Below are 24922 nucleotides of genomic sequence, written 5' to 3'. Positions count from 1 at the left end.
GGATGGGTCATGACACCAGCGTGGCCCGCGAACCGGGCTTCCGCACGCGTGAAGGGCGCTGACCTGCGGCCCCCGGCCCCCCGGACAACCCGAACGGCCCGCCCCTCGGGGGGCGGGCCGCTTTGTTCAGTCGGAGTTCTGTCAGACCCCGGCGTACGAGTGCTTGCCGGAGACGAAGATGTTGACGCCGTAGTAGTTGAACAGCCAGCAGGCGAACGCGATGAGCGCGATGTACGCGGCCTTGCGGCCCTTCCAGCCGGCCGTGGCCCGGGCGTGCAGGTAGCAGGCGTAGGCGACCCAGGTGATGAACGCCCAGGTCTCCTTGGGGTCCCAGCCCCAGTAGCGGCCCCAGGCGTCGCCCGCCCAGATCGCGCCCGCGATGATCGTGAAGGTCCACAGCGGGAAGACGGCGGCGTTCACGCGGTAGGAGAACTTGTCGAGGGAGGCCGAGGCGGGCAGCCGCTCCATGACGGAGGTCGCGAAACGGCCGGGCTGCCCGCCGGTCGCGAGCTTGTTCTCGTACGAGTCCTTGAACAGGTAGAGCAGCGCGCCGACCGCGCCCACGTAGAAGACGGCGCCGCAGAGGATCGCGGTCGAGACGTGGATGTACAGCCAGTACGAGTGGAGTGCGGGAACCAACTGGTCGCTGGCGGTGTACAGGACGGTGACGGCGAGCCCGAGGTCGAGGAGGACCGTGGTGACCAGGGGGAGGCCGAGCCAGCGGATGTTCTTCTTCAGCGCGAGCAGCGCGAGGTACACCCCGACGGCGACGGTGGAGAAGGTGATGTTGAACTCGTACATGTTGCCCCACGGCGCACGCTGCACCGACAGGGCGCGGGCGACCACACCCGCCGCCTCGACGGCGAAGGCGAGCACGGTGAGGGACACGGCGATACGGCCGTAGAGGTCGCCCTGTTCGTCCCCACCGTGCGCGCCGGGCCCGTCGGGCACGTCACGGGCGCCGGGCGCGGACCGGGTGACGACCTGCGGCCGGTCCAGGACGGCGGTGCCGCCCGCCGACTTCACGGTGACCGCGGGCGCCTTCGCCGCGGTCTTGTGGGTGAGCGCGGCGGCCGTGCGGCCGACCTTGCTGCGGCTGCCGAAGAGCCACTCGGCGATGTACGCGAAGAAGGCCAGGGTGTAGACGGCCATCGCGGAGTAGATCAGCGTGTTGCTGATGTTGGCGAGGTGTTCGTTGGTTGCGGTGGCGAGAGTCACTGCTTCTCAGCCCCTTCGGCAGGTACGGGGGGTGCGACGGCGGGGTCGGGTTCGTCGGTCTTGGTGGGCGCCTGCTCGTGCACGAGCGCGGCCAGGTCGCCGAGTTCCTCGGGGAGCTTCGCGGACTCGCTGCGGCCCAGGCCGGCCATCTCGACGACGGTGACACCGTCGGCGCCCGTGGTGGCCCGCACCCAGACGCGGCGGCGCTGGATGAAGAGCGACCCGGCGAGACCGAGGATCGCGCCGAAGGCTCCGGCCAGTGCCCAGTCGCTGCCGGGCTGCTGCGTGACCTGGAAGTTCGCCCACTCCTTGACGTCCTTCTCGAAGGTGATCGAGCCGGCGCCGTTCGGCAGCTTCATGGTCTGACCGGGCTTCAGCCGCTGCTTGAGGATGGCGCCCTTGGCGGTCTTGAACTGCTTCAGCCGGGAGGTGTCGAGCTGGTACACGTTCTGCGGGATGCCCGCGTCGACGCCCAGGCTGCCGTGGTACGCGGACACCGCGAGCCGCGGATTGAGCAGCGCGGGGAACTGGGAGAACATCGTGCCGTTGCCGTCACCCGCGAAGGACGGCACGAAGAAGGCCGCGAAGCCGAGCTGCTCCTTGACGCCCCGCGCGTTCCGGTAGCCGTCCATGACCTTGATCGCGCCCTGCGAGGTGACGTTCGAGTCGAGCGGCAGCATCGGCACGGCGTCATGGAGGACGACGTTGCCCTTGCCGTCCCGGACGGTGACGACGGGCGCGTAGCCGTGGGCGGTGAGGTAGACCTTCGAGTCGCCGATCTCCAGCGGCTCGTTGACCTTGACGGTGGTCTTCTTCTCCTTGCCGTAGGCGCCCACGCTGTAGGTGACGTCCGCCTGGTACGTGCGCGGGGTGCCCTTGTTGGGGCCCGTCAGCTCGTAGGTGCCGGTGAAGTTCTTCAGGTCGAAGCTGAACGGCGTGAGGTCGTCGGTGCTGAAGAGGCTGCCGGACTTGAAGTCGTCGTACAGCGCCAGCGTGTTGGAGAAGCCGCCGCCCTCGACGATCAGCTTGTTGCCCTCGGACTTGAAGAGCTGGCCCCAGGCGAAGGCGACCAGCATCACGATCAGCGCGATGTGGAAGAGCAGGTTGCCGGTCTCGCGCAGATAGCCCTTCTCGGCGGCTACGGCGTCCCCGGCGGCATGCGCCCGGAACCGGCGCCGCTCGAGCACCTTGAGCGCCACCTCACGGACCTGCTCCGGCTCGGCCCCGGTGCGCCAGGTCGCGTACGCGGGCAGCCGGTTCAGCCGCTTCGGCGCGCCCGGCGGACGGCCGCGCAACTGCCCCACGAACTGCCAGGTCCGCGGCACGATGCAGCCGATGAGCGAGACGAACAGGAGGATGTAGATCGCCGAGAACCACACCGAGCTGTAGACGTGGAACAGTCCGAGCCTGTCGTAGACCGGGCCCAGCGTGGTGTGCGCGTCCTTGAACTCCTGCACCTTCGCCGCGTCGGTCCCGGACTGCGGGATCAGCGACCCGGGGATCGCGCCCAGCGACAGCAGGAAGAGCAGGATCAGCGCGACCCGCATGGAGGTCAGCTGCCGCCAGAACCAGCGGGACCAGCCGATGACCTCGCGAAGGGTCCAGGCGAGCCATCCGATGGCACCGGGTGCGCGGGGCCCCCCGAAGGAGCCGGGCATGGCCGTCTCCACCGGGGCGGTGGACAGCTGGGATCCGGCTTCGCCGAGATCGCCGTCGGCTCCTCCGTCGACGGGCTGCCCGGCGGCGGCCGGATCCGTCGTCTTGCCGGTGTCAGTGGTGCTCATGGATCAGATCCCTACCGTGAAGCCGTCGGACCAGGTCTGCATCTGCTGCACGATGCTGTCCCACGCACCCGTCAGCAGCAGCAGGCCGGTCACGATCATCATGCCGCCGCCGATGCGCATCACCCACGCGTAGTGGCGCTTGACCCAGTCGAAGGCACCGAGCGCCTTGCGGAAGGCGACGGCGGCGAAGACGAAGGGCACGCCCAGACCGACGCAGTACGCGACGGTCAGTATGGCCCCGCGGCCCGCGCTCGCCTGCTCCATGGAGAGAGAGATGACGGAGGTGAGTGTCGGGCCCAGGCACGGCGTCCAGCCGATGCCGAAGAGCGCGCCGAGAACGGGGGCGCCCACCAGGCCGGTCACCGGCCGCTTGTGGAAGCGGAACTCGCGCTGCGTGAGCCAGGGCATCAGCCCCATGAAGAACACGCCCATCGCGATCATCAGCACGCCGAGGACCTTGCTGAGCGTGTCCTGGTACTCGTGCAGGGTCGTCCCGAAGTACCCGAACAGCGCCCCGCCGGAGACGAACACGGCGGTGAACCCGAGCACGAACAGGCTGGCGCCCGCGACCATCCGCCCCCGTCTGGCCTCCGCCAGATCGGTACCGGTGACCCCGGTGACGTACGACAGATAGCCGGGTACGAGCGGCAGCACGCACGGCGAGAAGAAGGAGACGAGGCCGCCGAGCACGGCGACCGGCAGAGCGAGCAGCAGGGCCCCGCTGTAGACCGTGGCGTTCTTGTCGGCCACCGCGGCGAGGTCCGTGGACGCGACGAGAAGGGACACGTCGGGTCACTTCTCCGCGAGGATCGGATCGAGCATCTCGCGCAGCTTCTCTTCGGTGAGAGCCTGGAGCGTCCGGGCCGCGATCTTCCCGTCCCGGTCGATGACGAGCGTGGAGGGGATCGTCTGCGGGTTGAGCGTGCCCTTCTTGAAGCGGAGCATCAGCTTGCCCGTCGGATCGTACAGGCTGGGGTACGTGATCCCCTGCTCCTTCTCGAACGCCTTGGCCGGAGCGGTGCCGGGGTCACGGGTGTTGAGGCCGACGAACTGCACGCCCTGCGCCGCGGTGTCCTTGGCGACCTTGACGAAGTTCGGCGCCTCGGCCCGGCACGGCGGGCACCAGGAGCCCCACACGTTGAGGACGACGACCTTGCCCTTGTAGTCGGCGACGTCGAGCTGCTTGCCGTCGACCGTCTTGCCGGACAGGTCGGGGGCGTCGACCCGGCTGCCCTTGGCGACGGTGGAGATGCCGTCCTTGCCGGCGACGAAGTTGGTGTCGCCCCCTCCCCCGTGCGTGCCCCCGGAACTGCACGCGGACAGGACGAGGGCGGCGACGGCCGCCCCCGCGCTCAGCAGGGCGGCGCGGCTACGGGTGCGGTTCGTGCGGTTCAGGCGCTGGTGGACGCGGCAGGCGGCACTCATGTGAAAAGTTTCGCATGTCCGTTCCGGGGATCTTGCCCACCCCCCTTGCGGGCGGAAACCCGCATTTCAGGCGGCGTTTCCGGCCCCCGCGGAAGAGCCCTTGCCGGCCTCGCCGAGGAACGCCTTCCAGCCACCGGCCGGTTGCTGCCCCACGTCCAGGGACCGGAGCTTGGCCAGCACCTCGGGCGGCTGTACGTCCATCCAGTCCACGAACTGCCGGAAGGAGACGAGGCGTACGTCGCCGCCCTTCTCCTTCTCCCGCGCGATGTATTTGAAGGCCCGCTCGACGGCGTCCATGTAGATGCCGCCGTTCCACTCCTCGAAGTGGTTGCCTATGAAGAAGGGTGCGCGGTTTGTCTCGTATGCCCGCTTGAATCCGGCTATGTAGGAGTTGGTCGCCTGGGTGCGCCAGCCCGGGTAGTTGTAGGACGGCGCCTTGGTCGAGTTGATCGACTGGTTGGCGAGGATGTTGTAGTCCATCGAGAGCACCTCGAAGGTGTGCCCGGGGAACGGGATCGCCTGAAGCGGCAGGTCCCACACGCCCGCCTTCTTCTCCGGCCAGCGCTGACGGCCGCCGGGCGAGGACGCGTCGTAGCGCCAGCCCAGGTCGCGGGCGGTCGGCAGCAGGTTGTTCTGGCCGAGGAGACAGGGCGTACGGCCGCCGATCAGCTCCTTGTCGTAGTCGAACGGGAGCGGCGCCAGGTCGGTCCACCCGGTGTTGGTGCGCCACTCCTTCACGAACGACTTCGCCTGGTCGATCTCGCTGCGCCACTGCTTGGGCGTCCAGTTGGCGACCGTGCCGTAGCCGGAGCAGAAGTGGCCGTTGAAGTGCGTGCCGATCTCGTGGCCGTCGAGCCAGGCCTGGCGGACGTTCTTCAGGGTCGCCTTGATGTGGTCGTCCGTCAGATAACCGATGTCGGAGGCGCCCGGCGCATTGTTCGGCGGACGATAGAGGCGCTTTTTCGACTCGGGGAGGAGATAGATCCCCGAGAGGAAGAACGTCATATGCGCGTCGTGTTCCTTCGCAAGCTCCAGAAAACGCGGGAACAGACCATTGCCGACTTCTCCGGCGCCGTCCCAGGAAAAGATCACGAACTGCGGCGGGGTCTGGCCGGGCTCCAGCGGAACCGGCTTTCCCGGCTGGCGCGGCTGCTTGCCGGTGTTCGAGGTGGAACCGTCACCGAGGGGACGTGCGGTGTGTTCGGGCTTACCCGGCTTCCCCTTGCCGGAACCGCCGGAGTGGCTCCCGCCGTCCTGCTCCTGGGTACCGCAGGCAGCCAGTCCCATCGCCGCGGCGGCCCCCGCTCCGAGCCCGATCAGTCCCCGCCGGCTGATGTCCCGCATTGCGTCCCCATCTCATCGCGCCCTCTCGGTGGTCACTCGTTGAGAGGGCGCGACGAAGACGGGGGTTCCGTCAATCGCACTTATATTTACGTGTTTTTGTGAAGATGAGTGTGGATGCCGTGACTGAATACGTCTTATGGCGAGGCGTACGCCTTGATGCGGGACGTACGTGTTATCACGCCCCGAACGCCTTGTCCTTCCCCTTCACCGGCTTGGCGCCCGCGAGGAGATGAGCCGGTACGAGTTCCCGGGCGGGCTCGCTGTAGCCGACGGACACGATCCTGTCGCCCTGGTACGTGAAGGTCGTCAGCGACGCCAGCGTGCACTGCCGCTTGCGCGGGTCGTGCCACAGCCGCCGCTTCTCCACGAAGCTGCGCAGGGTCCAGATCGGCAGCTGATGGCTGACGCACACGGCCTCATGACCGCGGGCGGCGTCCTTGGCCGCGTCCAGCGCCCCCATCATCCGTACGACCTGTTCCACGTACGGCTCGCCCCAGGACGGCTTGAAGGGGTTGGTGAGGTGCTTCCAGTTCTCGGGCCGCCGCAGCGCGCCGTCGCCCACGCCGAAGGTCTTGCCCTGGAACACGTTCTCCGCCTCGATCAGCCGCTCGTCGACGGCGAGGTCGAGACCGTGCGCCTTGGCGATCGGGGTGGCCGTCTCCTGCGCCCGCTCCAGCGGGGACGCCACGACGTGGGTCACGTCACGTGAGGCGAGGTGCTCGGCGACCCGGTCGGCCATCTGCCGCCCGAGCTCGGAGAGGTGGTAGCCGGCCAGGCGCCCGTACAGGACCCCGTCCGGGTTGGCGACTTCGCCGTGCCGCATGACGTGGACGACGGTGATGTCCTGGTCGGACGAGGGGATGCTCATGCGGTGGCCTCCGCGGCGGCACGGGCGGCGGCGGGCAGGGCGTCGGCGATCCGCTGGACGGCCTGCTCGTCGTGGGCGGTGGAGACGAACCATGACTCGAAGGACGACGGCGGCAGATAGACGCCCTGCGCCAGCAGCGAGTGGAAGAACGCGGTGAACCGGAAGGACTCCTGGCCCTTGGCGTCCTCGTAGTTGTTCACGGGTCGGTCGGTGAAGAAGACGGAGAACATGTTGGAGGCGTTCTGCAGCCGGTGGGCGACGCCTTCCTTGGTGAGCGCGTCCGTGACGAGCGTACGGATCTCGGCCGACACGGCGTCGACCTTCGCGTAGGCCGCGTCGTCGAGGAGTCGCAGCTGGGCGAGCCCGGCGGCGGTCGCCACGGGGTTACCGGAGAGGGTGCCGGCCTGGTAGACGGGCCCGGCGGGCGCGAGGTGCGCCATGACGTCCCGCCGGCCACCGAAGGCGGCGGCGGGGAAGCCACCGCCCATGACCTTGCCGAAGGTCATGAGGTCGGGCCGGACGCCGTCGACGCCGTACCAGCCGGCCTTGCTGGTCCGGAAGCCGGTCATGACCTCGTCGGAGATGTACAGCGCGCCGTTCTCGGCGCACGCGTCCTTGAGCCCCTGGTTGAACCCGGGCGCCGGCGGGACGACGCCCATGTTGCCGGGCGAGGCCTCGGTGATGACGCAGGCGATCTCGCCCGGGTGGGCACGGAAGGCCTCGCGCACGGCATCGAGGTCGTTGTAGGGGAGGACGATGGTGTCGCCGGCCTGGGCGCCGGTGACGCCCGGGGTGTCGGGCAGCGCGAACGTCGCCAGTCCGCTGCCGGCCGCGGCCAGGAGCGAGTCGACGTGCCCGTGGTAGCACCCGGCGAACTTGATCACCTTCGCCCGCCGGGTGAAGCCGCGGGCGAGCCGGATGGCGGACATGGTCGCCTCGGTCCCGCTGGACACGAGCCGCACCTGCTCGACAGGCTCGACGCGGGCGACGATCTCCTCGGCGAGCGCCACCTCGCCCTCACCGGGCGTACCGAAGGAGGTGCCGCGCGCGACGGCCTCCTGGACGGCGGCGATGACCTCGGGGTGGGAATGGCCGAGGATCATCGGCCCCCACGAACAAACAAGGTCGACATATGTACGGCCGTCGGCATCGGTCAGGTATGGACCGTTACCGGACACCATGAACCGGGGCGTACCGCCCACGGCGCGGAAGGCGCGCACCGGAGAGTTCACGCCGCCGGGCGTGACGGCCGCCGCGCGCTCGAAAAGAGTCTGCGAAACTGGGGCTTCGTACGGATAGCTCACACAAGCCATGGTGTCAGAGGCCGCCAAGATCCCGCGGACAGGTGTTTCACCGCACGTTTCGGCGGGACGCCGTGGGGGAGGTCACTGACACGATGATCGGGTTGCGCGGCGGGGGCCACGCGTCCCAGAACAGCAGTCGGGTGGAGATATGCATCGCGGTGGCGGACTGGGCGAGGGGACCGATGACCTCGGTCCTCGGCGTGCCCGGCGGGGAAGGCACCGGCGCGACGCGGAGGAAGCGGCCGAGAGACGTCAGGCACAGGGCTCGTCGGGATCCTCGGGTTCGTCGGGATCTTCGGGACCCGCCGGCGCTTCGGGACCGCAGGGATCTTCCGGACCTTCGGGAGCCGCTCCGGGACCGCAGGGGCCTTCCGGCCCTTCCGGAACTCCGGGACCGCAGGGATCTTCCGCACCTTCGGGGCCTTCCGGGCCTCCGGGATCACAAGGACCTTCGGGACCTTCGGGAGCCGCTCCGGGACCGCAGGGGCCTTCCGGACCGTCGGGAGCCACTCCGGGGTCACAGGGACCTTCCGGACTCTTCGGGCCTTCCGGAGCTGCGGACCCGCAGGGACCTTCGGGAGCGACAGGACCGCTGGGAGCTGCGGGTTCACAGGGATCTTTGGGATCTTTGGGATTGCCGGGCGCTCCGGGATTCCAGAGTTCGCGCGGTGAGCCTGAGCGGATCGACCGCACGGCCCGTATCGACGGTATGGACTATAGGGACCGCAGGGTTGACCGGCTCGGGGCAGGGAGCGGGAATGGTGGTCGGGTGGGGGTGACGTACAAATACTTCGGCGCGCCCGACGGCGCGACCGCGGCCCGCGTCCCGATCTCGATGCGCCCCGAGGAGCTCGGCGGGGACGAGCTCGGCATGAACGGCATGTTCACGAAGATCAAGCCGGAGACGATGGCCGCGATGGTCCTCACCGGCATCGAGGGCGTCCCCCTGAGCAAGGTGCCCCCACTGGAGCTGGTCGTCCTGCACCCCGACTACGCGGTGGTCAAACTCCCCATGACGGTCGTGGACCCACTGCGCGGCATCGGCGAGGAGGCGGTGGGCGCCGCGGCGTTCATCTGGTCGACGGTGCCGGACCGGGGCGGCCCACGGGACGCGTTCAACGTGTACCAGCTGCTGCACGAGTGGCAGGACTTCTCGCATCGCCTGCATGAGGCGGGGCATCAGCCGTACTGCTTGGTGTGGCCCTGACCTGACCTGGGGTTCACGGTGTGGGCGGGGATTTCGGGCCCCGCCCTCGGCAGTGCCCGTTCACCGGCTCACGCTGACGGGGGTTCGTCGCGGTGGGCGACCGTGATGAGACGTTCGCGGCCGGGGGTCTCGAGTTCGTCGACCACGGCGACGGCCAGGTCCTCGGCGCTGATCCACGATCGGCCGTCTGCGCTGGTGAGCAAGGTGTCGGTGCCGCGCCGATAGCGGCCGGTTCGTTCACCGGGCTCGAGCAGGGCCGGCGGGCTCAGGTAGACCCAGTCGGCATCGGCATGGGCCTGGCAGGCCCGCAACTGAGCGATCCCGGCGGCGGCTGTGGTCTTCCATTCGGCGGGCACATACGTCGGGTTGTCGGCGACCAGCAGATCGTGGTCGTCCGGGCTGCGCAATGCGCCGGCGCCGCCGACCACGAGGACGCGAATCCCGAGTTGTGCGGCGATGTCCAGCACCGTACGGGTGGCGCCGATCAAGAACTCCTGGTCGACCGGATGGGTCCGCACGGTCAGCACGACGGCGTCCGCGGCGCGGTTCGAGGCGACGCCGGCGAGCGCCTCGCGTACGGCTGACGGGTCGTTCGCATCGGCCGCGATCAGCGTCACGTTCGGGTCCTCGCTCGCAGGCTTCCGGGACAGAGCAAGCACCCGGTGTCCGCGGGCACCGGCCTCGGTGATCACCCGGCTGCCGACCATCCCGGTGGCGCCGAGCACAGCGATCGTCATGCCCGCCCTCATCGAACCTGTACTCATCGAATCCGTCCTCCTCGAATCTGGTCTTCTCGACTGGGGTCTGGAATGCGGTCTGGAATGGGGTCTTCTGCCGGGCCGCCGCGCGCGATGCGGCCGAAGACGTTCGGGGCATTGAGCTGCGTGGCGAGCAAGGCGGCCAGGGCGAGGACGAAACCAAGGGTCTGCGGCAGGCCCAGCGACTCGCCCAGCACGATGCCGACCAGGGTCGCGACCAGCGGAGACAGCAGCACCAGCGGTGCGGACACGCCGACCGGCAGCTTTCCGATCCCGCGGAACCACAGCGTGTACGCGATCAGCCCACCCATGCTGCCGAGCCACAGGTAGCCGCCGACCGCTCCGGCGTCGATCCGCTGCGGCACTCCCTCGATCGCGAGGGTGAGCGGGAGCAGCAGCAGGCCGCCGGCCGTCAGTTGCCAGCCGGCCAGGGTCAGTGGCCCGACCTCCGCGGGACGGCCCCAGCGCTTGGTGAGGACGACCCCACCGACCATGGCGGCCGTACCACCGAGGCCGACGAGCACCCCGACGCCGTCCAGCCGGGCCTGTGGCCCGAGCACGACGAGTCCCACGCCGATCACGCCGATCGCACCCCAGGTCCACCGCCAGGCCGTCGGCCGGTCCCGGAGCACCGCGATGGCCAGCCCGGCGACCAGCAGCGGCTGCGTGGCGCTGAGGGTGGCGGCGACACCGCCGGGGAGTCGTTCGGCCGCCAGGAACAACAAGGGGAACAAGGCGCCGATGTTGAGCACGCCGAGGACTGCGGCCTTCCACCACCAGTCCCCGCGCGGGGGCACGCGGGTGATCGCCAGGCCGAGCAGCCCAGCGGGCAAGGCGCGCATCAACCCGGCGAACAGCGGATGCCCCGGCGGTAACAGTTCCGTGGTCACGGCGTACGTGGTGCCCCAGGACGCGGGAGCGAGTGCGGTCAGTGCGACGGTCGCCACCTGCTGCGCGTACGAGGTCCGCAGCGAGCCCGGTGACCGCTCGGTCGAGGAATGCATGTGCCGAAGTCTCGGCAGCGACCCATCATGTTTCCAAAGCATGCTTGTCATCGCAGCCATGAATCAGAACGATGGCCGCGTGGATCTCCAGCAGATGCGATACGTCGTCGCCGTCGCCGAAACCCGCAACTTCACCCGCGCCGCGGAGCGCTGCTCCGTGGTGCAGTCGTCACTCAGTCACCGGATCGCCGGCCTGGAACGGGAGCTCGGGGTCAAGCTGTTCGCCCGATCCAGCCGCCGCGTCGAGCTGACCAGCGCCGGAGCGGCGTTTCTCGTCGGCGCGCGCGAGTGCCTGGCCGCTGCCGACCGCGCCGTTGCCGATGCTGCGGCCGCGACCGGCGTGGTACGCGGCCGGCTCGCCGTCGGCGTGATCGTGACCACGGCTGCCGTTGACGTACCCGAGTTGCTGCAGCGGTACCGCGCCCAGCACCCGGACGTCCATGTCCTGCTCCGTTCCGGGCGCAGCGACGAACTGGTGGCGGCGATCCGGAACGGCGAACTGGACATCGCCTTCCTCGGGTTGCCGGAGGGCGAACGGCCACCCGGTGTGGAAACCGTTGTTCTCGATCACGACGAGCACGTACTGGTGGTGCCGGCCGGGCACCGGCTCGCGGGTGTCTCCCAGGTCACGCTGCGCGAGATCGCCGAGGAGACGTACGTGGACTTCGTGGCCGGGACACCCGCCCGGGCCCAGTCCGATCAGGCGTTCGCCGCTGCGGGCCTGGTCCGCGACGTCGCGTACGAGGCCGGTGTCGTCGAGCTGATCACCCGGTTGATCACGCGCGGGCTCGGCATCGCGCTGCTGCCGTCGGCGTTCATCCGACCGCTGGCCGCCGACGACCCCGAACTGGCGCTGGTCCCGGTGGTCGACGGGCCGCATCGCATCGAGTATCTGGCGTGGAGCCGATTCAACCCCAGCCCCGCCACCCGGGCGATGCTCGACGTCCTCGGCGTCAGACCGCCGTCCACAGTGTCCTGACCCACGACAGCGACTTCAAGGATGATGTTCTGACAGTCACTCACCACGGTTCATCCGGTGGCGGGGTACGAGTCCAGGACGGAGCCAGGCATCATGACCTCTCCCCTCAGCGGCAGCGGCGCCCAGCCATTGAAGATCGACACGAGCAAGCCTCACCCGGCCCGGATGTACGACTACTTCCTCGGCGGGAAGGACAACTACGAGGTCGACCGGGAGGCCGCCGAGCAGTTCATCAAGGTGGCCCCGGAGGTGCGGGCGGGCGTCCGCGCCAACCGGCGCTTCATGCACCGCGCCGTCCGGCACGTCGTCGCGGAGGGCGGCGTCCGACAGATCCTCGACGTGGGCACGGGCCTGCCCACGGAGCCCAACGTGCACCAGATCGCGCACGCCATCGCTCCCGAGACCCGCGTCGTCTACGTCGACAACGATCCGATCGTCAGCGCCCACTCGATGGCCCTCATGGACGACGCCACCGACACCTCCGTCATCCTGGCCGACCTGCGTGATCCCCGGGCCCTTCTCGACCACCCCGAGGTGCGCAAGACCATCGACTTCGACCAGCCGGTGGCGCTGCTGCTGGTCGCCGTCGTGCACTTCATCGCCGACGCGGAGGACCCGGACGGCATCGTCGCCACCCTCCGCGACGCGCTGCCCACCGGCTCCTACCTCGTCCTGTCGCACGCCACGGGCGACGTCCACGAGGACCGGCGCGAGGACGCGGCGTCCGTCTACAACGCCGCTACCGCCACCTTGAACCTCCGCCCCCACGCCCGGGTCCTGGACTTCTTCGGCGACTTCACCCTGGTCGACCCGGGCCTGGTCCCGGTCCCGGACTGGCAACCCGACGAACCGCCGAAGCTCGACGCCCCACCGATCGGCATCTACGGCGGAGTGGCCCGCAGGAACAGCTGACCGGCCGACGGCTCTTGTCCGTGGCGTCAGGACGGCTGCGGCCCGCGCCTGGCCGCCTGCTCGGTCGCCGGCGCGTGATCCGGGCCGGCCGGCCGTTGTTCGTCAGTCGGGCCGTTGGGTGCGGTTTTCGTGAGCGAGCCCGTCGGGGCGGGTAGCCGTGCGCGGTCCGAGGGGCAGGACCAGCACCCGTAGCGCGGCGGGGTCCGCCGGCCGGCGGACGGCTGGGTCCGATGGACGACGCGTCACCGGGTCCGGCGGTCGACGGACCGCCCCGATGTCCCGCCATCCCCACGACAGGAAGGCGTCGCAGGTCGCGGCGTCGGCTTGATCCACCATCGTGGCGCCGAGCGAGGCGTGGTGGTCGGTGATCAGCCGTTCCTGGAGTCGGCGGGCGAGGTCCGGGTCCTGTGCGTGCGGGTGCACCACGATCTCGGTGATCGCGAAGACATGTCCGGACGCGGTGAGCTGTTCGACGCTCCGCGGGAGGGGGCCGTCGAATCCCCGCCACCATGTGCCCTCGCGTCGTACGGGGAATCCGTAGGCGCACCCGGCGAAGGCCGTGTCCTCCGCGATCAGCAGCGCGAACCCGGGCCGCCGGATGTCGCCGGTGAGCCGTCGCAGAAACGCCTCCCGGCCCCGGTACTCCTCGCCGGGCCGCGCCTGGAAGGACTCCACGTACAGATCGGCCAGGTCCTCCCGCAGGGTCTCGGCCTGCCAGCGGTTCAGCCGGCGCAGGCGCACCGTCGCGTCCCTGGGGGAAGGCACGCTTCCGCCTCCCGGCGGCTGCGGCTCCCGCCGGGGCGGGGCCGTCACAGCGCACCGCCCGAGGCAGCGGGAACCCGACGCGCGGCGGGTGTCCGAGGGAGGGCGTGGAGCTCGTGCAGCAGGAAGCCGGAGCCGGTGATCTCTATGACGCGAGCCGTGGGCGGAGGCGGATGGTGCAGTTGGACCGTCGTTCCGGCCTCGTGGGCGATCTGGTACGCCGTGAGGAAGGCGTTGAGCCCGCTGCCGTCGCAGAAAGTGATCGCCGTGAGGTCGACGTCGACGGTGCGGATGCCGTCGCGCAGGCACTCGGTCAGCGCCGCGCGCACCAACGGCGCCGTGGTCAGGTCGATCTCTCCCGCAAGGGTGAGCAGAGCATGAGTGTTCCGGTCGTGCCGGTGGACGTTCAGCTGGGGAAGGGCCATGGCTCCTCGGTTCGGACGTCGCGTCGACCGGCAGAGGTGCGGGTCTGCGCGGTGACAGAGTGAACGGCCGGTCCGGCAGCCCGAGTTGGTGGACGCGGTCGCCGGACCGTTTTCCGGGGATGCGCCGGGCGATCGGACGGAAGGTCCGCCTCGGCGGGCATCGTGTCCAAGTGGTGGTGTGCCGCCGGGGTCTGGGACGTCCTGTTCAGCAGCGTAGTCCGCGGGCCGGGCGGGCGCGACGGCCGAAACCGGCCCTTCGCGCCCGCTCCCTGTCCACGCCCGGCCGCCCTTCACGGGGAGCGCGGGGCACGGGAAGATCCCGGCCTAGTCGGAAGAGCCGATCGCGGGGCACGGGAAGATCCCGGCCTAGTCGGAGGAGCCGATTGGGGTGACGCCGGTCGCGGTGAGGATCCGTTCGGCCGACGCGTCGTTGTCGTCCCGTACCGCCATGGTCATCGCGGCGCGTGCGGACGCGGGAGCCGCCTGCGGAGGGATCACCAGGAACAGGAAGTGGTCCTGGTCGCCCCGGGTGATGATCATGGTGTTGTCCTCGACGGCGGACCAGTCGATGCGCACCGTATGCCCCTCGACGACCAGATGGCCCGGCCTCTCGTCCCAGGCGCTCGCGTCGAGGCCGACGCGGGCGAGGGGACCGAGCCGGGCGGTCAACGCGGTGAGCAGGCCGGTCAGTTGGCTCGCGAGGTCGCGGGAATGTGGCCACCACGCGCCGTCGAACGTCCCCGTGCGCTTGGGTGTCGTCTCCATCCGCAGCACCGCGGTGCCGGGGAGCACCGGCTCACTGCCGGTGTCTGCCAGCAGCCTCACGGGGAGCATCGGGCTCACCCCTCTCGCTTCCGGGTGCGGCGCCGGTCCCCGGGCCGGTCGGCCGGGAGCGGGCCTGGTGGAAGGCGGCGAAGCGGTCCGCGTAGTGGAAGGCGGCGATGCGGTCGTCGTGCTGCGAGTTGAGCAGGTGGATCAGGAGCACGCCCAGGGCGATCATCGCCAGGAGCACGAGCACGTTCACAAAGATCTCCATGGCCGCTCACATCCACTTCGGCTGACCCGGTATCGCGGCGGCGACTGCCGGAATGCGGGGACGTGAGGCCGGATCGCGCGCCTCATGCCCTCCTTCGGAGTCCCAGACCGCTTCCACGGCCCGGTCGGTCTCGGCCACCGTCCGCAGGCGTGCCGCCTCCTCCATCAACCGGCTCGCGGTCGATGTGCCCAGGGGGTCGCTCGCGGCGGCCATCAGCCAGGCGGCCGAGGCGGGAGGCGTCCGCGGTGGGATCACCAGGAGGTCCCAGCGGCCCACTTGGTACGAGAGCAGCATCAGCTCGTGCGGGTCCTGTTCGGCCAGGAACCAGCCCACCTTCACCACATGCCCGGCGACGGGCACCTTGCGCGGGAAGACCGGCCAGTAGGTGGGATTCACCGTGACCCGGGTGATGCGCCCCCACAGCGGATCGAGCACGGCCGTCAACGCGGGAAGTTCCGCGTCGAGATCGCGGGAACGGGGCCACCAGGCGCCGTCCAGCAGAGCCGGTGCGGGACCGACGGGAGCCAGCGACAGGCGGAGATACGAGGAGTACGAGGACGAGGTCCGGTCTTCGAGTGTCGGCGGCGGGTAGGAAACGGTCGCAGTCATGACGCGAACCCTGCCCCGGGCCGGCCGGAACCGGCCCGGTGTAATCGATCGCCGAAAACGACAGAGGCGTGGAAGCCGGTGCGCGGAATATCCTCGGTACCTTCAGCGTACTCTTCGGCCGAGCCGAACGGACCGTTCCGCGACGGCGGTCACCGAAAGGAGCTATCCGGCTTCCGGCGCGTCCGCAACGACTTCGGCCCACACCGTCTTGCCGGTGGGCGTGCGGGGTTCCGTTCCCCAGCGCGCGGCGAGCACCGCCACGAGGAGCAGGCCGCGCCCGGACTCGTCCTCCGGCCGGGCGACGGTCTGCGAGCCGAACCGGGGCTGTCGCGCGGAAGCGTCCGCCACTTCGATGCGGATCAGCCGCGTTCGCACGTCGAGGGCGATACGGAGGTGAAAGTCCCGGCCGGGCGCCCGGCCGTGCCGTACGGCGTTGGCGGCCAGCTCGGCGACCAGCAGTGCGGCCACGCCGGACGTGTCCGATGACGGCGGGTAGCCCCAGTCGGTCATGCAGAGCGCCGTGAGATGCCGGGCGAGCCGTGCGCCTCGGGGTGACGACGTGAACTGGGCGGAGAACACGCGGCTTTCGACCGCACCAGCGGGAAGGTCGTCCTCCTCCGCGGGCGGCTCCGCCGGTGCCCTCGATGCCGTCCCGGGTTTCGGCCCGGGTTTCGGCCCGGGTTTCGGCCCGGGTTTCGGCCCGCCTGGTGGCGTACTCGTCGTCGTCCTCGGCACGGTGGCGTCCATCGCAGCCCCTTCGTCGTAGCGGCCAACCCACAGCGTGTGCGAGTCATGACTTTCCGTATACGAGAGGTGTCACTCGGGCTTACGCTCAAAAGGTGACCGAGCGTTTACCGTTCGGGCCGTGAGGAAGGGAAGTCGCTTCGTGGTCAACGAAATTGACCCGGGATCATCGATGGCGGCACCGTTCGGACCGCGCACACCCGGCCGCGGCACGGCCCGGAGTCGGGCCGGCGTCACGCCAGGCTGTCGAGTTCACGAAGGAGGCGGGCTCCCTCGCGGGTCATGACCTCCGGGTCGCGCAGAGCGTTGGAGAGCAGCGACATGCCCTGGTAGGCGCCGACGAGCGCCAGCGCGTGCCCGTCGGGTTCGGGCACCCCGATCTGGCGGTACTGCTGTTCCACCCACTCCAGCAGCTGCCGGATGACCTGGCCGACCGAGAGATCGAGACCGCCCTCGGCGCGTTTGTCGAGTTCGACGGCGAGGGTGCCCGTGGGGCAGCCGTAGCGGGCCGCGACGTCACGCGCGCCGACCCAGGCCGTGACGAGGCCCTTGAGGCGTTCGCGCGGGTCCGGAAGCCGGTCGAGCCGGCCCGTGAGTTCCTTCAGGTACTCGGTGTGCTGGGAGAGGGCCGCCTCGACCAACTCGTCCTTGGTCTTGAAGTAGTAGTACACGTTTCCGGCCGGGACGTCGGCGGCGCGGGCGATGTCGGCGATGGTCGTGCGCTCCACGCCCTGCTCGTGCAGGATCCGGGCGGCGGCGGCCATGAGCCGCTGCCGTTTGCCGGCGTCCTTCGCCCGAGGACTTCGGGAATTCACTGAGTCAGTCACCCGACTAACTATAGACAGCCGCCCACCCGGCCGTGCTAGCGTCTTGCCCCACGGAGTTAGTCAGCCAACTAACTCATCACCGAAGCTGGGGGAACGACATGATCGTGGTGACTGGTGCGACCGGGAACGTCGGACGAGCGCTGGTGCGGCTGCTCACCGAGGCGCGGGTGCCGGTGACGGCCGTGGCCCGGCACATCACCGACGCCGACGTCCTGCCGGGGGTGCGGGCGGTGACCGCCGACCTGGCCGAGCCGGCCGGCCTGCGGTCCGCGTTCGAAGGGGCGGAGGCACTGTTCCTGCTGGTGGCGGGCGAGGACCCGCACGGCGTCCTGAAGGAGGCGAAGTCCGCCGGGATCCGCAGGGTCGTGCTGCTGTCCTCGCAGGGAGCGGGGACCCGCCCGGAGACCTACCGGCACCCGCGCCTCTTCGAGGAGGCCGTACGGGACTCCGGGCTCGCGTGGACGGTCCTGCGGTCGGGCGGCATGGCGACCAACGCCTTCGCCTGGGCCGAGTCGATCCGCACACGGCGGGAGGCCGCGGCGCCCTTCGGGGACGTCGGCCTGCCGTTCATCGATCCCGACGACGTGGCCGCGGTCGCCGCCGTCGCCCTGCGCCGGGACGCTCACCCGGGCGCCGTCTACACCCTGACCGGTCCCGCACCGACCACCCCGCGCGAGCGTGCCGCGGCCATCGCGGCCGCGCTGGGCGAGCCGGTGCGGTTCACCGACCAGGCCCGGGAGGAGGCCCATGCGCTGATGGCGCGGTTCATGCCGCTGCCGGTGGTCGAGGGCACGCTGGCGATCCTGGGCGAACCGACCGAGGACGAGCAGCGGGTGAGCCCCGATGTCGAACGCGTCCTGGGCCGGGCGCCGGGCACCTTCGCCGCCTGGGCCGAACGCAACACCGCGGCCTTCCGGTGAGCGCGCGGTGGGCGCCGCGATGAGCACGCCGTGGGCGCCACGATGAGTACGCCGTGGGCGCCGCGATGAGCACACGAGGGCACTCCGGTGAGCCCGCGGGGTGCACTCCGATGAGTACTCAGGTGGGCACTCCGGTCGGGGATTTCCTCGCCGAACCGCAGGTGGCGACCCTGACCACCCTGCGTCCCGACAACTCGCCGCACGTCGTCGCGGTGCGCTTCACCTGGGAGGGCCGGACGGGGACGGCCCGGGTCCTGACCGTGGACACCACACGCAAAGCCAGGAACGTCATCGCCGGGCCGGGCGGTCGCGCGGCGCTCTGCCAGGCGGTGGGGTTCCGGTGGGTGACGTTGGAAGGACTCGCCATCGTGCACGACGCACCCAGGCGAGTGGCCGAAGGCATACGCCGTTACACCGCGCGCTATGGAACGCCGCCTCCCGCCCCGCCCGGCCTCGTGGTCATCGAGATCGCGGTTGATCGCATCACCCGGCTCAACCTCCGATAAGGGACTGAACCATGCCTGTACAGCACATCCTCGACTCGACCATGTACCACCGGGAGTCCGGCACCGGGGTGCCCATCGTCTTCCTGCACGGCAACCCGACGTCGTCCTACCTGTGGCGGGACGTCATGCCGGCCGTGGGATCCGGACGGCTGCTGGCCCCCGACCTGATCGGTATGGGCGAGTCGGGCAAACCCGCCCTCGACTACACCTTCGCCGACCACGCCCGTTACCTGGACGCCTGGTTCGACGCGCTCGATCTGCGCGACGTGATCCTGGTCGGGCACGACTGGGGTGGCGCGCTGGCCTTCGACTGGGCCGCGCGCCACCCGCACCGGGTGCGCGGCATCGCGTTCACCGAGACCATCGTCAAGCCGATGGCCTGGGCCGAGTTCCCCGAAGGCGGCCGGGAGCTGTTCCGGGCGATCAAGACGCGGGGCGTCGGCGAGTCCATGATCCTCGACGACAACGCCTTCATCGAGCAGGGCCTGCCCGGCAGCTCCGCCACGGCGCTCACCGAGGGCGACCTCGATGTCTACCGCAAGCCGTACCCGACCCGGGAGAGCAGGCTGCCGCTTCTTCGGTGGCCGCGCTCGATGCCGCTGGGCGGCGAGCCTGCCGACGTGGTGGCCCGGATCGAGGCGTACGACCGGTGGCTGAAGGCCAGCGTGGACGTGCCCAAGCTGCTGCTCACGTTCGCGCCCGGACCGGGGGCGATGATGCACGAGGGCATCGTCGCGTGGTGCGCGGCGAACATCGCCGGCCTGGAGATCGAGCACTCCGAAGCCGTCGCCGGGCATCACACGCCGGAGGACCAGCCCGTGCTGATCGCCAGGGCCATCTCGGCCTGGGCGGACAGACTCGGCCTTCGCCTCTCGTGAAGCGCCGTCTTCGGGGTGCGGTGGTACGGAATCGACGGCGGAGTCCGGGGTTCGGTGAGCGTCTGGACTCGCGGATCCGTACCGATGTGCGGGTCCGGGGAACCCTCCGGGGGTATCGTCGGCGGACAGGTGCTCGATGAGCTGACGAACCGACGAGCTGACGAGCAGACCGACTGACGGGCAGAAGGAAGGCAGACGTGGACGGCAGGCGGAGGCGGGGGCCGGGAGTGGCTCGGCTGCTCGTGCTGTGCGCCGTCCTGCTGGGGCTGTTCTTCATGCACGGGGCTCCGGCGAACGCCGCCGAGGGCTGCCACGGCTCGACGGCGATGGTCATGTCTCCGGGCACGGGGCACGGCGAGGACGTCCGCATGGACGCTGCCGCCCTGCGTCCCCCGGGTGCCACGGCACCGGGCGCCTCGGCCATGGCCCCGACGGCTCCCCCTGCCCACGGCGTCGCCATGCCGGGGATGAGCGGAGAGCTGTGCGTGTCCACGCCGGCCCGCGACCGGACGCCCCTGCCCGCGACGGGCCTGCTCGCGCTCCTCGGCCTGGTGGCCCTGGTGGCGTGGCATCCGACGGGGCGGTCCGGTGTCTTCGGGGAACCGGCCAGGCGCGGCCCGCCCCTATACGGGCGCCATCTCCTCCTCCAGGTGTGCGTCGCGCGGACGTGACGGACGCCCGCCGGAGTCCGGCCGTTCGGCCCCTCCGGCCAGGTGTCCTGTTCACCCGCGCGCCACCGGTGTGGTGCGCCCACCCGGAAAGACCCCTGAAATGTTCACTTCCCCGCGTTCCTCCGCACCCCGGCGTGCCCTCTCGGCGGCCGCTACGGCGGCTGTTCTCGCGCTGACGCTCGCGGCCTGTGGCTCCGGCGACCCGAAGGACTCGTCCATGCCCGGGATGCACCACGGCAGCGGTTCCGCCGCCGCGTCGTCCTCCGCGTCGTCCTCCTCGTCGTCCTCCTCCGGGCGGTTCAACGGCGCGGACGTGACGTTCGCGCAGCAGATGATCCCGCACCACCAGCAGGCCGTGGAGATGGCGGAACTGGCCGAAGGCCGCGCCTCCGACCAGGACGTCAAGGACCTGGCCGCCGCGATCGAAAAGGCACAGGACCCCGAGATCAGCACCATGCGAGGGTGGCTGAAGTCCTGGGGCAGGCCGGGTTCGTCCACGGCGAGCGGCATGCCCGGTATGCAGCACGGTGCGGGCGGCACGGACATGGCCGGGATGATGTCCGACGAGCACATGACGGCACTGAAGGCCGCCCAGGGCACCGCCTTCGACAAGATGTTCGCCCAGATGATGATCGACCACCACGAGGGTGCGATCACCATGGCCGAGGACGAACAGAAGAGCGGCCGCAGCGCCGACGCCAAGAAGCTGGCCGGCACCGTCATCACGAACCAGACGGCCGAGATCGCGAAGATGAACAGGATCCTCGGCCGGCTCTGATCCGGGGCGGCACCGTTCGCGTCCCGCGATGAGCCCACCCTGGGCCTGATCCTCGGGGCCCGGTCATGCCAGTGGCACCACCGCCGGCATGACCGGTACGCGGCGCGCCGCGCCCCTACTCGCATCGCCGGTACACACGTCGCGGCGCACCACCACTGGCATGCCGGTGCGCCGCGCGGCTTGGCCGCGATCGTCGCCACGAGGGTCGGCGGATACACCGAGCCGACACCGTACGAAAATACGCGCGGGAATCTGCCTGTCGGCCAGATGAATTACGGCGGAGTATCCGGAGCATTTGTCGACCGCACTACCGCAATCACCGGATGCGGCCAAGCGGATTCACCGGCATTTCCTCCGGGCCGTCGGATCGCAGCCGCGGCGGCGCACAAACGAGCCGAGGCCCGCACCTTGCGGTGCGGGCCTCGGCCACGTGATGCTTCGTCCGGGTTAGGCCGGGACGATGTTCTCCGCCTGCGGGCCCTTCTGGCCCTGCGTGACGTCGAACGTCACCTTCTGGCCTTCCTGCAGCTCGCGGAAGCCCTGGGTGGCGATGTTCGAGTAGTGGGCGAAGACGTCAGCGCCGCCACCGTCCTGCTCGATGAAGCCGAAACCCTTTTCCGCGTTGAACCACTTCACGGTACCAGTAGCCATGTCATTCTCCTTCGGGGCAGTACTGGAGGCCCCACACTGTGTGAGGTCTCGCGTCGCCGCGATGATTGCCCTGCCCGGAGAACCGGAAATCCAGAGATGCATGGCCGGGGTTAACCGGCGAAAACACTCAAAATGCTTGGGAACCAAAACTGCAACTGAAATCGACACTAGCACGGACCGGCGCGTGAGGCACGGTTGTGAATGTCACTCCACCCGGGGGAATGAAAAATCGTCTACCCGCCGTACAGGTTTCCTCCGTCCCCGGCAGCAGACATTTTCGTCCGACCGACGGGTAACGGCGGCGGTGGCACCGCGGCGGGAACGAGGCCGGCCGCCTGCCGCCCCGTTCCCCTCGCCGGTCTCCGGTGTCACCATTCCGGTCGAGGGGCGCGCGCCCCCAGTGGCGGGGGGAGGCGGTTCATGGCGGCGGAGGTGTTCCTGCGGCGGCTGAGCCGGTGGCAGGCCGAGCAGCAGCGCAACGACATCGGCGACGTCCACGTCATGGTGTACCGCGGTGACGTGGGCACCGAGTACCGGGACCGGGAGGACTTCCTCGGCCGGTTCGAGCAGGACGTCCGGCGTCCCGACTTCGACATGGTCGTCGCCGGGGCGGCGCGGCTCGTCGGCTGCGCCTATGGCTTCCACGCCTCCCGCACCGGGGGGTGGTGGTCGGGGTTCGACGGAGAACTCCCGCCGGACATCGAGGAGTTCACCGCCTCCGGGCGGGTGTTCGTGCTGGCGGAGCTGATGGTGCTGCCCGCCTTCCGGCGCCAGGGCATCGCCACCCGGCTGCGGGAGCGGCTGCTGGAACGACGGCCCGCGGACCTGGTGGTGACCACCCTGGACCTCGACGGCGACGACGCTCCCACCGAGGCCGCCGGTCACGTGCTGCGGGCCTGGGGCTGGTCGCGGCTGGGCACCCTGGCCCCCGGCCCCGGGGCCGCCCCGCGCGAGGTGTGGATCCACCGGCCGCCCGGCTGACCACGCAGACCGCCGACTGCCGATACCGACAGGTCGCTACCGACAGCCGGCCCCGACAGCCCCGGCCGCCCGAGTCACGGGCGACGTCGCAGGCGCGGACGGTCGAAGACGTCGCAGGCGCGGGCGGTCGAATCGGCCGCCCTTGCTCCATATGCACGCGCCGGACGGAACCCTAAAGGTCCCTTAACACCGGATACGCCCACGGTCCGCTCTCTCCGGTTCGTCCCCCTGCATACGCTCCCGCCGTGTTCAACGTGACCGGGATCCTGAAGCGTCTGGTGATCGGCCGGGCCATGCGGAGCGAGGAGCTGCACGAGGCCCTGCTGCCCAAGCGGCTCGCCCTGCCGGTCTTCGCCTCCGACCCGCTGTCCTCGGTGGCGTACGCGACCCAGGAGATCCTGCTCGTCCTCACCCTCGGCGGCCTCGCCTACCTCCACTTCACGCCGTGGATCGCGGCGGCGGTCGTGGCCCTGATGGCGGTCGTCGTGCTGTCGTACCGCCAGGTCGTGCACGCGTATCCGAGCGGTGGCGGCTCGTTCGAGGTCGTGTCCACGAACCTGGGCCCCTCGACCGGTCTGGTCGTCGCGGCCTCACTGCTCGTCGACTACGTCATGACCGTGGCGGTCTCGGTCGCCTCCGGCGTCGACAACATCATCTCCGCCGTTCCCCGGCTCGCCGAGTACCGCGTCCCGCTGGCCCTCGTCTTCGTCGCGCTCCTGACCGCCGTCAACCTGCGGGGCCTGCGCGAGTCGGGGCGGGCCTTCGCCGCGCCGACGTACCTCTTCATCGGCGGCGTGCTCGTCATGGTGGTCACGGGGCTGATCCGGTACGCCCTCGGGGACCCGCCGGTCGCCGAGAGCGCGCGGTACGGGATCACCCCCGACCCCGGGGACGCCCACCTCACGGGCCTGGCGCTGACCATGCTGGTGCTGCGCGCGTTCTCCTCCGGCTGTACGGCGCTGACCGGCGTGGAGGCGATCTCCAACGGCGTACCCGCCTTCCGCAAGCCCAAGTCGAAGAACGCCGCCGCGACCCTGGTGGCCATGGGCACCCTCGCCATCGTCATGTTCGTCGGCGTCACCGCGCTCGCACTGATCGCCAAGGTGCGCATCACGTCCGACGCCTGCCGCCTGACGGGGCTGCCGGGCGACTGCGCCTCCTACACCCAGCGGACGGTCATCGCGCAGATCGCCGCCGCGGTCTTCGGCGGCGAGCACAGCGTCGGCTTCTACGTCATCCAGGCCGCGACCGCCCTCGTCCTGATCCTGGCCGCCAACACGGCCTTCAACGGCTTCCCGCTGCTCGCCTCGATCCTGGCCCAGCACCGCTATCTGCCCCACCAGTTGCACAACCGCGGCGACCGGCTCGCCTTCTCCAACGGCATCCTCGCCCTGGCGGTCGTCGCCGCACTGCTGCTGTGGGGCTTCCGGGCGAGCGTCACCAGCCTCATCCACCTCTACATCCTGGGCGTGTTCACCTCCTTCACGCTGTCCCAGCTCGGCATGGTCCGGCACTGGAACCGCGAGCTGCGCGTGGAGCGCGACGGGGCGCTGCGCAGACGGCACCACGTCGCGCGGGTCATCAACGCGGTGGGCTCGGTCGTCACCGGGCTCGTCCTGGTGATCGTGCTGGCGACCAAGTTCACGCAGGGCGCGTGGCTGGCGGTGCTCGCGGCCGTGGTGCTGTGGGTGATGATGCGCGGCATCCGGCGGCACTACGACACCACGGCGGCGGAGCTGGCGGTGACCGACCCGAAGATCGAACTCAGGCCCCCTTCAAGGGTGTTCGGGATCGTCCTCGTCTCCACCCTGCACAAGCCGACGCTGCGGGCGCTGGCGTACGCGCATGCCCTCAAGCCCGACCGGCTGGAGGCGCTGACGGTCTCCGTCGACCGGGACTCGGCGACGGAGCTGGAGCGGCGCTGGGAGGAGTACGACATCGACGTACCGCTGAAGATCCTCGACTCGCCCTACCGCGAGGTGACCCGGCCGGTCATGGAGTACGTGCGCTCCGTCCGCCGCGAGAGCCCGCGCGATGTCGTCGCCGTGTTCATCCCCGAGTACGTCGTCGGCCACTGGTGGGAGAACCTGCTGCACAACCAGTCGGCGCTGTGGCTCAAGAGCCGGCTGCTGTTCACCCCGGGTGTGATGGTCATCAGCGTGCCGTGGCAGCTCAGCTCCTCGGCCCGCGCGGACCACCCGCCGGCGCGGGCGCCCGGGTCGGTGCGGCGGGGGGAGCCGCAGGGGGATCAGCGGGGGCCGGTGGGGGTGCGGGACCGGTAGGGCGCGGGGCCGACGAGGCGTGCGCCCCCGCGGTGGATCACCGCGGCCG

27 protein-coding genes are annotated in these 24922 nt (G+C 70.2%); 10 read left to right on the top strand and 17 right to left on the bottom strand.

Annotated features, from left to right (window positions below; all coding sequences use genetic code 11):
• Nucleotides 1–141: 141 nt before the first annotated feature.
• From ccsB to hemL, 7 genes are all read right to left on the bottom strand, one after another.
• The gene (gene ccsB, locus GTY58_RS25105; RefSeq protein WP_010986224.1) at nt 142–1218 is read right to left on the bottom strand and encodes a c-type cytochrome biogenesis protein CcsB; all 1077 of its coding nucleotides are present in this window, start codon (nt 1216–1218) and stop codon (nt 142–144) included.
• The gene (locus tag GTY58_RS25100; protein WP_010986223.1) at nt 1215–3002 is read right to left on the bottom strand and encodes a cytochrome c biogenesis protein ResB; all 1788 of its coding nucleotides are present in this window, start codon (nt 3000–3002) and stop codon (nt 1215–1217) included. Before GTY58_RS25100 ends, ccsB begins: the two co-directional genes overlap by 4 nt.
• Before the next feature lie 3 nt (nt 3003–3005).
• Nucleotides 3006–3788 (bottom strand): cytochrome c biogenesis protein CcdA, encoded by a 783-nt coding sequence (locus tag GTY58_RS25095; protein WP_010986222.1) that lies wholly within the window; start codon nt 3786–3788, stop codon nt 3006–3008.
• Between the two features lie 6 nt (nt 3789–3794).
• Complete coding sequence (locus GTY58_RS25090) at nt 3795–4427, bottom strand: TlpA disulfide reductase family protein (RefSeq protein WP_010986221.1); 633 nt, start codon at nt 4425–4427, stop codon at nt 3795–3797.
• A 66-nt stretch (nt 4428–4493) separates the two neighbouring features.
• Nucleotides 4494–5771, bottom strand: coding sequence for a hypothetical protein (locus GTY58_RS25085; RefSeq protein ID WP_010986220.1), 1278 nt, complete (start codon nt 5769–5771; stop codon nt 4494–4496).
• A gap of 175 nt (nt 5772–5946) precedes the next feature.
• On the bottom strand, nt 5947–6639 hold the full coding sequence (locus GTY58_RS25080; protein WP_010986219.1) for a histidine phosphatase family protein: 693 nt from the start codon (nt 6637–6639) through the stop codon (nt 5947–5949).
• Nucleotides 6636–7952, bottom strand: a complete 1317-nt coding sequence (gene hemL, locus GTY58_RS25075) for a glutamate-1-semialdehyde 2,1-aminomutase (RefSeq protein WP_010986218.1) — start codon at nt 7950–7952, stop codon at nt 6636–6638. The genes GTY58_RS25080 and hemL overlap by 4 nt, the downstream gene beginning before the upstream one ends.
• 760 nt (nt 7953–8712) lie before the next feature.
• On the opposite strand from hemL, the gene GTY58_RS40870 reads away from it, so the two are divergent.
• On the top strand, nt 8713–9150 hold the full coding sequence (locus tag GTY58_RS40870) for a hypothetical protein (protein ID WP_010986216.1): 438 nt from the start codon (nt 8713–8715) through the stop codon (nt 9148–9150).
• A 68-nt stretch (nt 9151–9218) separates the two neighbouring features.
• On the opposite strand, the gene GTY58_RS25065 is transcribed toward GTY58_RS40870, so the two are convergent.
• Together GTY58_RS25065 and GTY58_RS25060 are read right to left on the bottom strand one after the other, a co-directional pair.
• On the bottom strand, nt 9219–9887 hold the full coding sequence (locus GTY58_RS25065) for an NAD(P)H-binding protein (RefSeq protein WP_010986215.1): 669 nt from the start codon (nt 9885–9887) through the stop codon (nt 9219–9221).
• Between the two features lie 23 nt (nt 9888–9910).
• Entirely contained in the window at nt 9911–10912 is a 1002-nt protein-coding gene (locus GTY58_RS25060) for an EamA family transporter (protein WP_010986214.1), read from the bottom strand.
• Between the two features lie 79 nt (nt 10913–10991).
• Between GTY58_RS25060 and GTY58_RS25055 the strand changes: the two genes are divergently transcribed.
• Together GTY58_RS25055 and GTY58_RS25050 are read left to right on the top strand one after the other, a co-directional pair.
• Nucleotides 10992–11891 (top strand): LysR family transcriptional regulator, encoded by a 900-nt coding sequence (locus tag GTY58_RS25055; protein ID WP_037647971.1) that lies wholly within the window; start codon nt 10992–10994, stop codon nt 11889–11891.
• Between the two features lie 93 nt (nt 11892–11984).
• Nucleotides 11985–12803 (top strand): SAM-dependent methyltransferase, encoded by an 819-nt coding sequence (locus GTY58_RS25050; protein ID WP_037647974.1) that lies wholly within the window; start codon nt 11985–11987, stop codon nt 12801–12803.
• Nucleotides 12804–12905: 102 nt separating this feature from the next.
• Here the strand turns inward: GTY58_RS25050 and GTY58_RS25045 are convergent, their stop codons facing one another.
• The 7 genes from GTY58_RS25045 to GTY58_RS25020 form a co-directional block, all read right to left on the bottom strand.
• Entirely contained in the window at nt 12906–13568 is a 663-nt protein-coding gene (locus GTY58_RS25045; protein WP_242432180.1) for a hypothetical protein, read from the bottom strand.
• A 44-nt stretch (nt 13569–13612) separates the two neighbouring features.
• Nucleotides 13613–13990: an STAS domain-containing protein gene (locus tag GTY58_RS25040; RefSeq protein WP_010986210.1), complete on the bottom strand. Its 378-nt coding sequence runs from the start codon at nt 13988–13990 to the stop codon at nt 13613–13615.
• 366 nt (nt 13991–14356) lie between these two features.
• On the bottom strand, nt 14357–14824 hold the full coding sequence (locus GTY58_RS25035) for a DUF5994 family protein (protein WP_010986209.1): 468 nt from the start codon (nt 14822–14824) through the stop codon (nt 14357–14359).
• Nucleotides 14787–15026, bottom strand: a complete 240-nt coding sequence (locus GTY58_RS39790; RefSeq protein ID WP_010986208.1) for a hypothetical protein — start codon at nt 15024–15026, stop codon at nt 14787–14789. The genes GTY58_RS25035 and GTY58_RS39790 overlap by 38 nt, the downstream gene beginning before the upstream one ends.
• 6 nt (nt 15027–15032) lie before the next feature.
• Nucleotides 15033–15635, bottom strand: a complete 603-nt coding sequence (locus GTY58_RS25030) for a DUF5994 family protein (protein WP_010986207.1) — start codon at nt 15633–15635, stop codon at nt 15033–15035.
• 162 nt (nt 15636–15797) lie between these two features.
• On the bottom strand, nt 15798–16214 hold the full coding sequence (locus GTY58_RS39785) for an ATP-binding protein (protein ID WP_037647977.1): 417 nt from the start codon (nt 16212–16214) through the stop codon (nt 15798–15800).
• A 398-nt stretch (nt 16215–16612) separates the two neighbouring features.
• Complete coding sequence (locus tag GTY58_RS25020) at nt 16613–17143, bottom strand: TetR/AcrR family transcriptional regulator (protein WP_042493526.1); 531 nt, start codon at nt 17141–17143, stop codon at nt 16613–16615.
• A 161-nt stretch (nt 17144–17304) separates the two neighbouring features.
• Here GTY58_RS25020 and GTY58_RS25015 point away from each other — a divergent pair, with 161 nt between their 5' ends.
• The 5 genes from GTY58_RS25015 to GTY58_RS24995 all read left to right on the top strand — a co-directional run bounded on the left by GTY58_RS25015 (nt 17305) and on the right by GTY58_RS24995 (nt 20959).
• The gene (locus tag GTY58_RS25015) at nt 17305–18126 is read left to right on the top strand and encodes an NAD(P)H-binding protein (protein ID WP_010986204.1); all 822 of its coding nucleotides are present in this window, start codon (nt 17305–17307) and stop codon (nt 18124–18126) included.
• A gap of 110 nt (nt 18127–18236) precedes the next feature.
• Nucleotides 18237–18632 (top strand): pyridoxamine 5'-phosphate oxidase family protein, encoded by a 396-nt coding sequence (locus GTY58_RS25010; RefSeq protein ID WP_037647983.1) that lies wholly within the window; start codon nt 18237–18239, stop codon nt 18630–18632.
• An 11-nt stretch (nt 18633–18643) separates the two neighbouring features.
• Nucleotides 18644–19510 carry a haloalkane dehalogenase gene (locus GTY58_RS25005; protein ID WP_010986202.1) on the top strand — a complete coding sequence of 289 codons (867 nt, stop codon included), beginning with the start codon at nt 18644–18646 and terminating at the stop codon, nt 19508–19510.
• A 197-nt stretch (nt 19511–19707) separates the two neighbouring features.
• Nucleotides 19708–20181 carry a hypothetical protein gene (locus tag GTY58_RS25000; RefSeq protein WP_010986201.1) on the top strand — a complete coding sequence of 158 codons (474 nt, stop codon included), beginning with the start codon at nt 19708–19710 and terminating at the stop codon, nt 20179–20181.
• A 100-nt stretch (nt 20182–20281) separates the two neighbouring features.
• A complete protein-coding gene (locus GTY58_RS24995) occupies nt 20282–20959 on the top strand; it encodes a DUF305 domain-containing protein (protein ID WP_010986200.1) in 678 nt (225 codons plus the stop codon).
• Between the two features lie 447 nt (nt 20960–21406).
• Here the strand turns inward: GTY58_RS24995 and GTY58_RS24990 are convergent, their stop codons facing one another.
• Nucleotides 21407–21610, bottom strand: coding sequence for a cold-shock protein (locus tag GTY58_RS24990; RefSeq protein ID WP_010986199.1), 204 nt, complete (start codon nt 21608–21610; stop codon nt 21407–21409).
• A 420-nt stretch (nt 21611–22030) separates the two neighbouring features.
• Between GTY58_RS24990 and GTY58_RS24985 the strand changes: the two genes are divergently transcribed.
• Together GTY58_RS24985 and GTY58_RS24980 are read left to right on the top strand one after the other, a co-directional pair.
• Nucleotides 22031–22591 carry a GNAT family N-acetyltransferase gene (locus GTY58_RS24985; protein WP_010986198.1) on the top strand — a complete coding sequence of 187 codons (561 nt, stop codon included), beginning with the start codon at nt 22031–22033 and terminating at the stop codon, nt 22589–22591.
• 245 nt (nt 22592–22836) lie between these two features.
• Nucleotides 22837–24873, top strand: coding sequence for an APC family permease (locus tag GTY58_RS24980; RefSeq protein ID WP_010986197.1), 2037 nt, complete (start codon nt 22837–22839; stop codon nt 24871–24873).
• The last annotated feature ends 49 nt before the right edge of the window (nt 24874–24922 follow it).

Source organism: Streptomyces sp. SID5469 (assembly GCF_009862865.1).
Classification (GTDB): Bacteria; Actinomycetota; Actinomycetes; order Streptomycetales; family Streptomycetaceae; genus Streptomyces; species Streptomyces avermitilis.
The sequence above is the reverse complement of the archived record's forward strand: the minus strand, read 5'-3'. Positions and strand labels throughout refer to the sequence as shown.